We start from the raw sequence: 13,129 nt of genomic DNA, 5'->3' as shown, positions 1-13,129 counted from the left end.
ATGAACATTACAGAATTTTCGATAAAAAATAATGTCCTAACACTCACATTGGTGGTGCTGTTGGGGTTAATTGGTTTTCAGACTTATGAAGGGATGCCTAGAGATAGTATGCCTCCTTTTACTGTACGTTATGTTTCTATAATTACAACATATCCTGGGGGGTCTCCAGAACGTGTAGAAATGTTGGTCACGGATAAGGTTGAAAAACAATTACAGCAAGTTTCTGAACTTAAATACATCAAATCTGAATCTAGAAACAATGTCTCTATTATTACAATAGAAATTAAAGAGATGTATACAGAAATGCAGCCTATTTATGATAAAATAAGGCGAAGAGTAGATGAAGTAAAACCTGATTTACCTGATGGCTGTAAAGTACAAATCAAAGATGAAGATATTGTAGATGTTTTTGGTGTAATTTACTCTATTACAGGTGACGGGTATTCTTATAAAGAACTTTATGATATAGCTAAAGATGTAAAAGATGGCTTAATTAAACTTCCGAATGCTGCCCGTGTAGAAATTGTAGGAGAGCAAATGGAAAATGTTTTTATTGAGTTTGACAATGCCGCAATTTCTAAGTATGGGTTAACAACCAATATGGTGAAAAATGCAATAGCAAATACAAATATCATTTTCCCTGGTGGTGATGTTAAATTTGGAACAGAAAGAATCATTTTAGAGCCAACAGGAAGTTTTGAAAGTGTAAACAATATTAGCAAAGTTGTCATCCAATTAAAAGATGGAAAGTCTGTTCACCTAGGTGACATTGCTAGAATACGAAGAGGCTATAAAACGCCTGCTGAAAGTATAGTAACAGTATCTGGTCAACCTGCAATCTCTTTGGGAGTAAAGCTGAAAGATGGTGGTAATATTGTTGAGTTAGGCAAAGAAATAGACGAAAAAATAAAGTATTACCAAGAGCAATACCCTTGGGGAATTGAGTTTACAAGAAGTGCATCTGCAGACCTTTATGTAGAATCTTCTGTAGATAGTTTTGTAAGTAACTTATTACAATCAGTGGCTACGGTACTTGTAGTAATGTTTATCTTTTTAGGGTTCAGAACTGGTTTGGTTGTATCAGCATTAATCCCGTCTACCATAGTAATTACGTTTGTAATGATGGGCTTGTTAGATGTAGGTTTAAATCAAATCTCATTGGCAGCATTAATTATGGCATTGGGTATGCTGGTAGATAATGCTATTGTAATGTCAGAATCCATCATGGTAAAAATGGAAAGAGGAGAAAAAGTATATAAGGCCGCCATAGAATCTGCACAAGAATTAATGGTTCCATTACTTATTTCAACCTTAACAACATCTGCAGCATTTTTAGCTTTCTACCTTGCTAAATCTACAATGGGAGAGATAGTAGGGCCAATATTTGTGGTAATTACCATTGCTTTGGTCAGTTCTTGGGTAATGTCTATTACCCTAATTCCTTTACTGGCAATTTATTTAATTAAAGTAAAACCAAAAGATACTTCAGAAGGTGCTAAAGAATCTAATTTTGATAAGCTTGTTGGTTATTACAGACCATTTCTAATCTGGAATTTAAAGCGCCCTTTCTTATTTATTGGAGTAATATTTTTGTGTTTCTTATCAATGACAAAGATTGCTCCTTACGTACCATTTATCTTTATGCCAGATTCTGATAGGGCATTGGTAACAGTAAATTTAGAATTACCAATGACGTCTGATATAACCGTTACTGAAGAAGTTGTAGAAGAAGTAGACCGATACCTTAAAAGATTTTTGTTAAAGAAAGAAGAAGTTGGGACCAAGGAAGGTGTAATTGACTTTACCTCTTACGTAGGCGAAGGAGCACCAAAGTATGATCTAGGGTACCAAGCACCAGAAAAATCTTCTTATACCGCACATATTCTGATTAACACTACTTCTAACGAGTTCAATCAGACAGTGATAGATAGTTTAGATTGGTTTTGTTTTAATCATTTTCCAGACCTTCAACCTAGAATAAAACGTTTGGGTAGTGCTGGTGGTGCAGAAAACCCGATTGAGGTGAGAATTTCAGGTAGAGATCCCCTTGTTTTATACAATCTGGTAGACTCTGTAAAAGAACGATTGGCAGGTATACCAGGTACAAAAAACATAAAAGATGACTGGGGTATTAAAACGAAGAAATTTGTAATAAAAATTGATCAAGATAGAGCAGAAAATGCGGGGGTTACTAACCAAGATATTGCATTATCTATGCTAACAAGTATTTCTGGTGTTGAACTAGATGCATACAGAGAAGATGATGAATCTATTCCTATAATGATGAAAGATGCTCATGAAGGAGATTATACAATGCGTCAGTTAGAATCTATCAATATTTACTCACAAGGAACAGGGAATAACGTTCCATTAAAACAAGTAGCAGATATATTGGTAGATTGGCAATTTACCAAAGTAAAAAGATATGACCTCTTTAAAACCATTACGGTATCATCTGGAGTAGATAAATCAACTACATCCAATGAGATCATGTCGGAATTGAAACCTTGGTTAGAAGAAAATCAGAAGAATTGGAGTACTGGTTATTTTTATGATTATGGAGGTGATATAGAAAAAACGAAATCAGGAATTGGTTCTGTTGTAGAGTATCTACCATTATCATTTTGTATAATTGTTTTATTGCTTGTAGGTCAGTTCAATTCGTTCAAAAAATCGCTTATAATTTTACTTACCATTCCAATGGGTGCAATAGGCGTTTATTACGGTTTGTTTTTAGCCAACTCTTACATGGGTTTCTTTGGTTTCTTAGGTTTGGTATCTTTAGCAGGTATAGTTATTAATAATGGTATTGTACTTATAGATAGGATAGAGATAGAACTTACAGAAAATAATAGAGAACCAGCTGATGCTATTGTAAGTGCAGCAACAGAACGTTTTAGACCAATTTTATTAACAACGGCAACCACCGTTTGTGGTTTATTACCATTATGGTTTGGAGGCGGAATAATGTTTGAGCCTTTAGCAGTTAGTTTGTTGTTCGGGTTGCTATTTGCTACAGTACTTACTCTAGTTTTAGTACCTGTGTTTTACAGCTTATTTTATCGCGTAAAATTTAAAGATTATAAAGGGTAGAAGTTAATTATCTTTTAAATATAATTATCGGTTATTGTATTTTTTATAGTGATATAAAGAATACAGTAACCATTTTTTTTTGTGAAAAAAGCACAAGCAAATAACGGGTAATTAAGTGAAAATCTTTTAAAAGCTATTTTTGTATTATTTTTATTTTTTGGTGATAAAGTTCATTTTTTTTATATCAAAATACTATATGGAACGTAGCCTTTAAATTGTAAAAATAGTCAACTTTTTAAGATAAATTATAACAGAAGTTAATTGATATTACTGTTAAACAAAAATCATCGTTATTAGAGTTATGATTTGAAAGTTAATCGTAAACATTCTATTTTACAATGAAAAATTTATTACAAAACGCAATTTATAACCTAGAAAATCAGGTTTTGCAAATGAAAAATAAAATTGAACTTTTACAAAGTAATGGTTCGTCATTTAACGATGTAGAACATCTTAAAACTAAAATAAGACGTTGTAAATTAGAACTCAACGAGTTGAGATTCCAAGATAATAGAAACAGATTAGTATAATCTGGATAAATATAAAAATACTAAGTTTGGGTTATTAGATAATTTCAACTTAGGTACAAGAATGTAAAAAGGTACAATTAGTTGTACCTTTTTTTTGTTTAACAATTAGTACATTAAAAAAAGAGATTAACTTGCGCCAATAAAGTACTTAAAATTGATTTTTGTACTAATTTCTACTACTAACAAATTTTATTAAATCATTATTCATCTAATGCGATTTTTATTCATCTTATCTAGCTTATTTTTAGTAAGCTTTACTGTATTTTCTCAAAATGAAAGAAGAGAAATAAACCACTTAAAAGACAGTATTTATATTGAGGAATACGAGGAAGATAAACTCCCTGTAAAAGTACTCCATGCAGAACCTCTATACATTGATTTGATAAGAGACCTTGGCGCCAGAAAAGGGGAAAAGGAATGGAATGTAGGTATGGAACTTGTAGACAACTTGCAATACGATAAATACGAAACGTTAGTTGAATACGAATGGGCTCCAATTAATAGATTAGGCTTTGAGGTAGAACTCCCTTTTGTATTTTATGCTCCTCAGGAAGGTGTAGAGAGAGATTCAATACCATCTGATAAGTTGGAAAGTTTAAAACTAGCAACACAATGGACCTTTTTTGTAAATGAAAAAATGGCTATGAGTATGGCTGTAGGATATATAAACGAAATAGTATTTTCTGATTTTAGAGATTGGGGAGACCCATTAGTCAAGGGCAATATTTATAATCCGTTTTTTGTAATTGCTAAAAGATGGGGTTCTAATTTCCATTCACTTCTTTATACAGGTCCAAAAATTGAGCAAAGTTATACCTCAAAATCATGGAATACATCAATGGAAATAAACCCTAGTGTGCATTACATGATTCCGGGAACTAGTAACTTTATTGGTGTCGAGTTTAACCAATCTATTGAGCATGGAGATTTTGATATGACAATTAGACCTCAAATGAGAGTTGGTATTATGGACAATTTATTAGTTGGTATTGTTGCAGGTATTCCCGTTGCTAGAGAAAATGAAAGACTCAGTGCCTTTTGTCGATTAATTTGGGAACCTCAACATAAACATTAATCCGCGTAGAATTTTAATTTTTGCGTTACAAATAATTGAAATCTATGTTCGTTAGGGTGTCCACTTTTTGCTAAATACATATATCCAGATTGGATGTTTAGTGTTTCCGTAAGTTGATACCCTAGCATTGCGTATGTACGGTTTTGGTTTAATTGTAAAGCAGGTGTGACATCAATTAAAAATTCATTACCAAATGTAGTAAACACAACACCCTTTTCCATTGTCTTTTTAGATAGAGGTATACCTGCCTGAATTCTATAACGTGCTCTTGTTTTAAAATCATCTTCTAAAACTCGAAGTTCGTATCTGTATCTATGTTGTAAGTGTACACGCCCAAATGTTTGTTTACTTATTACCTGAAAAGTAGTTCTGTACTCTTGGGAGTGAATACTAGGCTGGTCATCAAATTCTTCTGTCCAATTAGAATGATATTCTTGACTTAAACCAAGTTGTAAATTTTTAGCTATTGAATAACCAAGGAACGGGCGAACAAAAAAGCTTTGTGGTTCAGAAGCAAATTCATAAGTACGCATTTGTCCTTCAAAGAAAAGTTCAAATTTAGGACTCAATTGGTAAAAGCCATTGTACACATACCAAGAACCTAGAGACGAACTTTCTTCTTGTGCATATGATAACTGACAGATTAATAGGGATAAAATTACAAATAGTTTCTTCATTTGTTGTTAGGATTTATAAGTAGTGATAGGTTACTGCAAATTTAAGGTTATGCAAATAGAGTTTACTATAGAAGTAGCAGCAAATTTGTTAACGATTTGTTATAACAAAGTGGACATGTAGACGCTTTAAATCAAAAAATAATTGATTGAGTTAAATGTATTGTGTATCTCTTCTCCTTAATAACTTAATGCAAAGATTATCACGTATTCTTCACTAGAATTAGCATAACGAATAAAGAATCATAAGTGTTAAACTAATTAATTCATCAATTAAATTTTTGGAGTTAAAAGTGGTTTATTTTCCTTTTGTTTGTTTAGAAGTCTGGTAATTAGGGTTTTATATGTTTTTCTTGATAGCGCAAAACTGTAATAATTGACACAAATTAGACTGTTCATTTTGTGTTACCTTTCAAAACGATGTTATCATAACTATTTAAGTGCACTAAGTACATTTGTTATGTCAATTTTTTAATAAAGGAAAGGAAATAAGCATAATCCTTAGATTTTTTGAAGTTTATCATAATGAAGATTTTTATACAGATACTATTACTCTTAGCATTCTCTTTAAATTCTTGGGGGCAAAAAAGTAGTGTAAGAAATAGAGTTTCAATTGATTTAAATTGGAAGTTTCTTCAACAAGAATGTAAAGGAGCTGAGCAGCCAAATTTTAACGATCAAGAATGGAGAACATTAAATGTTCCTCACGATTGGAGTATTGAAGGAGAATATAAACAAGATAATCCTTCAGGAACAATGGGTGCTTTTTTACCGGGAGGAATAGGCTGGTACAGAAAACAAATTGACATTAATAATTTAAAAAAATCTGAAAAATACTTTATCGAGTTTGATGGTGTTTATCTAAATAGTGATGTATGGATAAATGGCCATCATTTAGGTTTTCATCCTAATGGTTATATGTCGTTTTCATATGACCTTTCTCCTTATTTAAAAGAAGGTGATAATATTTTGGCAGTTCGTGTAGATCACTCAAAAACACCAAGTGGTAGGTGGTATACAGGTTCCGGTATTTATAGACATGTGTGGTTAACAAAAACGGAAAATATTTATGTACCAAAATCGGGGACATATATTATTTCAGATAATTTTCTAGAGGATCAAGCCACTGTTAAAGTACAAACTACAGTTGTAAACGAGTCTGGAAAAAACCGAAAGGCATTAGTTAGAAATAGTATAAGAGACTATAAAGGAAATCTTGTAAAAGAGGTTTCAGATAAACTTCTTTTAAAGAAAGATACTTCAGTTATTGTACAAGACTGCATTGTTAAGGCACCTCAATTATGGTCTACAGATGCACCTGTAATGTACACAATGGTTACAGAAGTAATAGTAAATAAAAAAGTAGTAGACCGTTATGAAACACCATTTGGTATCAGAAATATTGAATGGAGAAGCAAACAAGGTTTGTTTGTAAATGGAGAAGCTGTAATTATTAAAGGTTTAAGTAACCATCAAGATGCAGGTGGAGCTGTTGGTGTTGCTGTACCAGATGATGTGCTATACAGAAGACTAAAAATGTTGAAAGAAATGGGATGTAATGCATTAAGAACTGCACACCACCCGTTTGCACCAGAATTTTATACCATGTGCGACACCATGGGTTTTATGGTAATGGACGAGGCCTTTGATGGGTGGTGGACAGCAAAAGCACCTTATGATTATGGTAATTACTTTGATGAATATTGGGAAAAAGACCTTGAAAGTTTCCTTAAAAGAGACCGTAACCATCCTTCTGTAATCATTTGGAGTATTGGAAATGAGGTCAGAAAATTTACACCAGAACAACAAAAAATTGTAGTAGATAAAGTAAAATCCATTGATACTACTCGCCCTGTAACTCAAGGCAGGGGGTATATTGCTCCATATATAGATATTTCTGGTTTTAATGGGCACGGTGAGTTGAAAAATGAACTAGAAAAGTACCATAGCAAATATCCTGAAAAGTTAATTATAGGAACAGAAATAACACATACTTTACAGACAAGAGGAGTTTACAGAACAAAAACTTGGTACAGAACAAAAGACAATCCTGCTCCTTGGGAAAAACCTGCCCATTTTGCAAGAATAGAAAAAAAAGTAACTAAAATTCCTGATCTAACAGAAGAAGAGGTGTTTACAGGAGTTTCTAATAAATACCAATCATCTTATGATAATTCCATTGTACGTATTGGTGTAAGAGATGAGTGGAAAAGAGTAGAAGCTTTAGATTATTATGTTGGAAATTTTAGGTGGACAGGCTTTGATTACCTAGGAGAATCATTTGGTTGGCCAGGTAGAACCGCAAATTTTGGAATAATTGATTTAGCAGGTTTTCCTAAAGATCATTTTTACCTTTATCAAAGTTTATGGAGCGATAAACCAATGGTACATGTATTACCACATTGGTCGCATAAAGGGAAAGAAGGCGTAGAGATTCCTGTTGTGCTTTATACAAATTGTCAAACAGCAGAATTGTTCTTAAATAATACATCACTAGGAGAGAAGACAATGACTTCTGAGAGACAATTGGTATGGAAGGTACCTTATGAAAAAGGGACAATAAAAGCTGTAGCAAAAATAGATGGAGTAGTAGTCGCAGAGCAATCATATACTACCGTAGATAGAGGAACAAAGCTAACAGTATCAAGTGATAAAACTTTGATTTATGCAAATAATAAAGATATCATCCATTGCGAAATTTCTATTACTGATGAATATAATAATATAGATCCCAATGCAATGAATACGTTTGAATATGAGGTGTTAGGACCTGGTAGGATAATAGGTTTAGAAAATGGGAATATTTTGGATATTTCTTCAAATAATACTAGTTTTAAAAACGTATTCAATGGAAAGTGCCTCCTTATAATTCAAGCAACCGAAAAAACAGGAGAAATTACAATTAAGGTAAAATCGACGGACCTTCAGCCAGCTATTTTAACCGTTAGAGCCATTGATTATATTAAATAACACAAGAATGAAACGATTAACTTACTTTTTAATACTACTTTTTTTAAGCTTAAATATTTTAGCATCACCAAGAAACTTAGAGCTTCAACACATTGATTTACCAGAATCAATATCTAGCAGGCACGTAACATGCTTTTTAGAAGATGATCTTGGTTTTATGTGGATTGGCTTAAGTAGTGGGTTAATAAAATATGATGGTTACCGCTCCGAAAAGATGATGTCTAATAATATTAGACATTTAATTATGGATAAAGATAAAAACGTTTGGGTAGCTACTTTTTCAGAAATATTTAAATATGATAAAGAAGAGAATTACTTTACAAAAGTAGATTTGAAAGTTGGGAAAATTACTCCCTTCTCTATGACTTTATCAAAACTAGGTGAAGTTATTATAGGTACTAATAAAGGACTTCATATTATTAATACTGATACCGAAGAAATTGTCTCTTATCAGCATCATAAAGGTATTGATAACGGGTTAAGTGACAATATTGTAAGAGTAATTTATGAAGATCAGGAAAGTAACCTTTGGATAGGAACTCATGATCAATTAAATAAATTAGATAGAAAAACAGAAACGTTTACAAGATATAGAATACAAGATAAATCTGAGGTTTATAAAAAGAACAACCTAATTCTAGATATTATATCACTTTCTGATAAAGACGATGATCAATTATTAATTGGTACAGAAACAGGTATTGCACTTTTTGATTCTAAAACTGGAGCCTTTAAAAAGTATCATCAAAAGAACGATGAAAAAACGTTAAGTAATGATGTAATTAAATCACTTTGTAAGATAAATAACAACGAGGTTTGGGTAGGTACAGGCTATGGTCTAAACATCTTTTCGCTTAAAACTTTTACTTTCCAGCGTTATTTTGCCAATTATAATAACCACTATTCAATCAGTAGTAATATTGTTAATGTTGTTCATAAAGATAGAAGCGGTACTATTTGGATTGGAACAGATAATGGTGTTGATAATATTACTTTTTTAGACAATGCTTTTAAAACAAATATCTTCCCAGGTTCAGAAAAGTTTCTTCAGAGAGGTATTTCTGTAGTTAATTTTACAGAAGATAGAATTGGAAATATTTGGTTAGCAACTAGTAACTATGGTTTAATTAAGTACGATAAAAAGAAAGATGAATACGAATACTTTAAAGTACCTAGAATTTTACATAGCTCTGTAAAACAAGTATTGGTTGATAAGGAGAATAAAGTCTGGATTGTTACAGTTGGCGGTTTAAACGTCTATGATCAAAAAACAAAGAAAATGTATGCTTATGTTGCCGATAAAGCAAATGAGTTAGCATTACAAACAAACTATCTATTTTGTATTGGAGAAAGCCCTAAAGGACAAATTTGGTTAGGTTCCATGTATGGGGTTTATAAATTGAATCAAAAAGAAAATAACAAAATTGAGTTTGTTAATTTTAGAAAGGAAGACGACAACGAGAATTCTATATCAGGAAATTATATATCTAGTATTACCTTCCATAATAATGAAAACCCATGGATTGCAACAGGTGATGGTGTCAACTATTTTAATTTAAGTCAGGGTAAATTTTATAAGTACCCAATGATTAATAAAACAAGGGTACTAAATTTAAATCAGTTAGTGGTAGATGACGAAGGAGCTATCTGGGGAGCATCAAAACGAAAAGTATATAAATTCAACAAAACAAAAAGTGAATTTGATGAAGTATTTTCAGCAGATAATATTATTCGATCTTTTCAGGTAAATGGAGATGAGTTATGGTATGCTACAAACGTAAATATTCATGTTTATAATTTTTCAACAGCCGCTAATCTTGTTTTATCTTCTACTAGAACAGGAATTAAGAATTTTAATAGAGCTGCAACTTCAATAATTGATGGGCGTATCTATTTTGGTGGACTTAGTGGTTTTGTCTCTTTCTTACCAAACGAGGTCAATAAGAAAAGTATTGAACCAACCGTGCGTATTACAGGATTGAAAGTTTCTAATAAAGAGGTTAAGGTAAATAAAGAGTTAAATGATAGAGTACTTTTTACAAAAAATTTAAATAAGGTAGATCAACTCACTTTAGATCACGAAGAAAACACTTTTACTATTTATTTCTCTGCAATGGATTACAGAGAAAAGAATACACACAACTACCAATTTAAGCTAGAAGGATTACAAGATGAATGGGAAACAATGTCGGGTTTAACAGATTTTGTTTCTTATAATAAAATAAAGCCGGGTAAATATACTTTTAAAGTTAGAGCATCTAATAATTTTGGTGAATTTGGAGAGAATTTCACAGCATTAAACTTTGTCATAAACCCTCCAATTTGGGCAACATGGTGGGCTAAGGTAATTTATTTTACAATGCTTACTTTATTATTCTTTATTGCTCGAAAAATTTCTGTGAAGAATGTGAAGGTGCAGAATAAGTTGCATTTAGAACAAGTAGAAAGAGAAAAGAGTGAAGAAGTAAACCAAATGAAAATTAAATTCTTTACAAACATTTCTCATGAATTAAGAACACCTTTAACGTTAATAAGTAGTCCTTTAGATGAATTAGAAACGATAGAAGTAGATACACAGAAACTGAAACTAATTCAGATAATACAAAGAAATACAGCAAGGTTAAGTCGTTTGGTAAATCAGGTACTAGACCTTCGTAAAATTGATCAAGGAGCTGAAAAACTATCAATTGAAGAATATGATATTGTGCGCTTAAGTAGGAACATTACGCATGATTTTATGGAAACAGCACTACAACGAAATATTGACCTTAATTTCAATACAAATCAACCTGAAGGTATAATGTGGTTTGATTTAGAAAAATTAGAAAAGGTAATCTATAATTTAATATCAAATTCTTTAAAGTATACACCTGATAACGGAACAATTGGGGTAAAAATGGATGTTACAAAGGCAAGCCATCCTTATAGAAAAATTCCTATCACAGAGTATCAACAAATTATTATTACAGATTCTGGTATAGGTATTCCAAAAGATCTTCAATCACAAATATTTGAACGTTTTACAAATATCAAGATGGATAACTTTATGGGGCAACAAGGTACTGGAATTGGTTTGTCGCTAGTGCATGATTATGTGAAAATGCATGGCGGATGGGTTGAATTGAAAAGTGAAGAGGGAAGTGGTTCTGAATTTACAGTATACCTTCCGTTAAGTAAAACATTTATAGAAGATTACGAGGAAAAACACGTTGAAAAAGAATTAATAGAAGAAGAATACCACCCTGAGGAAGAAACTAAAGAAGAAGAAATAGAAAGCTCTTCGGAAAAAGGAGGCAAAGAGAAAATTCTTGTTGTGGAAGACGATAGAGACATGCAAAGTTTCTTGGTACACTGTTTAGAAGAAACGTACCACGTTATTACCGCAAATAACGGTAAAGAAGGGTGGGATAAAGCTAAAAAAGAGATGCCAGACCTTATTCTTTCTGATGTGATGATGCCAGAAATGGATGGAATAGAGTTTTGTACCAAAGCAAAATCAGATTTATTGACCAACCATATTCCTTTTGTTTTACTAACTGCAAAAGGGGGAATCGACAATAAAAAAGATGGTATAGAACATGGGGCTGATGATTATATCGCTAAACCATTTAATGTAGATTATTTAAGAGTGAGAGTGAACAATATTCTTACCCAAAGAGAAAAACTAAGAGAATCGTTCAGACGAGAAATGAAAACGCAACCCAATGAAGTGGTCGTTCCTTCTTTTGAGGAGAAATTCTTAGATGAAGTGATGCAAGAAATAGAGAAAAACATGGACAACTCAGAGTTTAATGTTAAGATTTTAGGGGAGAAGATAGGAATGGGACAAACAAACCTCTACCGTAAAATTAAATCTATGACTGGTATGACCGCCAATGAGTTTATACGAAATGTACGTTTAAAAAGAGCTGGTCAGTTATTAAAACAAGGACAATATAATGTGTCTGATGTGATGTACATGGTTGGCTTTACACATAGGTCATATTTCTCTAAAAGTTTTAAAGAGGTGTATGGAGTAACGCCTAAAGAATACACAAAACAAGAGAATGTAGTAGAATAAATAAATGATAAAAATACTGAAAACAGCTCATATTCAAGGATATGGGCTATTTTTTTGACACAATTCTGATAAAATTAACAGAGAATAGCACTCTTCTTAATTTATGTTAGTAACACGTCTATTTGGTTCCATAAACGTATTAGAAGCACTTTATATTTGTACTGTAGCCGATAATGATAAGTCATATTTAATGATTGTTTTTAAAATAAGAAATAATGAAAAATGACAAAAATGAAAACAAATAGTATTAAAGAAAGAGTAATGTGGGGAAGCCTAGTAGTGGGCGTTTTCTCTTTTATTATTCTTGTGTTAGACATTTTTACATAGTATAGATATGTAATACTCAGGTAAAGTAATGTGATAGATTAGAATTGATTTTAACACTTCAACTTCTATCATAAATGGAAGCTCTCTTAAAAAGCAAATTATAAAAAGTAATCAGTGATAATTATCACATTACAAAAACCCTGAAAATTGCACTTTAGATATACAGTATGAATAGAAAAGATTAACACAATCAATAATTAAAGCTTCTATTGAATAATTACAAAAATAACACACTCTTTTATTGCTTGATATTTAAGTAGCTTAAAATAAGATAGTTATAGAATTAATTAGAATTTTTAAAAGAACACAGAAATGACAATTGCTAATATAAAATGTACTAAATACGTTTATGTTCTAATTTGTGTAAATAGTGTCTTGTTTTTAGTTAGAGGTTGTTAAA

General features: G+C 31.7%; 5 protein-coding genes. 4 read left to right on the top strand and 1 reads right to left on the bottom strand.

From position 1 onward, the window contains the following. A complete protein-coding gene (locus KM029_RS22240) occupies positions 1-3,093 on the top strand; it encodes an efflux RND transporter permease subunit (RefSeq protein ID WP_144076007.1) in 3,093 nt (1,030 codons plus the stop codon). 741 nt (positions 3,094-3,834) lie between these two features. Continuing rightward, positions 3,835-4,698 (top strand): HAEPLYID family protein, encoded by an 864-nt coding sequence (locus KM029_RS22235; protein ID WP_144076006.1) that lies wholly within the window; start codon positions 3,835-3,837, stop codon positions 4,696-4,698. Here KM029_RS22235 and KM029_RS22230 read toward each other — a convergent pair. Then, positions 4,695-5,375 carry a DUF2490 domain-containing protein gene (locus tag KM029_RS22230; RefSeq protein WP_144076005.1) on the bottom strand — a complete coding sequence of 227 codons (681 nt, stop codon included), beginning with the start codon at positions 5,373-5,375 and terminating at the stop codon, positions 4,695-4,697. The genes KM029_RS22235 and KM029_RS22230 overlap by 4 nt on opposite strands. Positions 5,376-5,897: 522 nt before the next feature. On the opposite strand from KM029_RS22230, the gene KM029_RS22225 reads away from it, so the two are divergent. Together KM029_RS22225 and KM029_RS22220 are read left to right on the top strand one after the other, a co-directional pair. Continuing rightward, complete coding sequence (locus KM029_RS22225) at positions 5,898-8,342, top strand: sugar-binding domain-containing protein (RefSeq protein ID WP_144076004.1); 2,445 nt, start codon at positions 5,898-5,900, stop codon at positions 8,340-8,342. A gap of 7 nt (positions 8,343-8,349) precedes the next feature. Beyond that, positions 8,350-12,402 carry a hybrid sensor histidine kinase/response regulator transcription factor gene (locus KM029_RS22220; RefSeq protein WP_144076003.1) on the top strand — a complete coding sequence of 1,351 codons (4,053 nt, stop codon included), beginning with the start codon at positions 8,350-8,352 and terminating at the stop codon, positions 12,400-12,402. Positions 12,403-13,129: the final 727 nt, after the last annotated feature.

The sequence above is a fragment of the Flammeovirga kamogawensis genome, from assembly GCF_018736065.1.
GTDB lineage: Bacteria > Bacteroidota > Bacteroidia > Cytophagales > Flammeovirgaceae > Flammeovirga > Flammeovirga kamogawensis.
The sequence above is the reverse complement of the archived record's forward strand: the minus strand, read 5'-3'. Positions and strand labels throughout refer to the sequence as shown.

Bases quoted from the DNA above. Each gene is read 5' to 3' on its own strand.
- KM029_RS22230 (WP_144076005.1), bottom strand. From the start codon at position 5,375: ATGAAGAAACTATTTGTAATTTTATCCCTATTAATCTGTCAGTTATCA.
- KM029_RS22225 (WP_144076004.1), top strand. From the start codon at position 5,898: ATGAAGATTTTTATACAGATACTATTACTCTTAGCATTCTCTTTAAAT.
- KM029_RS22220 (WP_144076003.1), top strand. From the start codon at position 8,350: ATGAAACGATTAACTTACTTTTTAATACTACTTTTTTTAAGCTTAAAT.
- KM029_RS22235 (WP_144076006.1), top strand. From the start codon at position 3,835: ATGCGATTTTTATTCATCTTATCTAGCTTATTTTTAGTAAGCTTTACT.
- KM029_RS22240 (WP_144076007.1), top strand. From the start codon at position 1: ATGAACATTACAGAATTTTCGATAAAAAATAATGTCCTAACACTCACA.